Annotated in this window: 1 protein-coding gene; it reads right to left on the bottom strand. The window is 67.0% G+C overall.

Features of this window, described 5'->3' with window-relative positions:
* Positions 1-370 (bottom strand): HAD family hydrolase (locus BFP90_RS01800; RefSeq protein WP_141688899.1); only part of this gene is annotated, 370 nt, incomplete at both ends.

Genomic DNA, 370 nt, shown 5'->3' with positions numbered 1-370 from the left:
GCCGGGGCTGCTCGATACGTCATGGGCCGCCAGGGGCGCTCGGCCAAAGGCGCGGGCAATCGGGTGTTCGGAGCGGTTTTCCAGTGCGGCGGCGAGGCCCAGGCACTGGTCGCTGTCCAGTTCGCCCAGAGGCCGGATGGCGCGTAACGCCAGGCGGCCTTCGGTGAGCGTACCGGTCTTGTCGAAAATCACCGTGTCGATCTGGTTCAGACCCTCCAGCACATGGCCGCGAGTCAGCAGCAACCCAAGGCTGTGCAGGGTGCCGGTGGCGGCAGTGAGGGCAGTGGGTGTCGCCAGGGACAGCGCGCATGGGCAGGTGGCGACCAGCATGGCCAATACAATCCAGAACGCCCGTGATGCATCCAGCTGC

It is taken from the genome of Pseudomonas sp. 24 E 13, assembly GCF_900004715.1.
Classification (GTDB): domain Bacteria; phylum Pseudomonadota; class Gammaproteobacteria; order Pseudomonadales; family Pseudomonadaceae; genus Aquipseudomonas; species Aquipseudomonas orientalis_A.
This window is presented reverse-complemented; position numbering and strand designations above follow the sequence as displayed.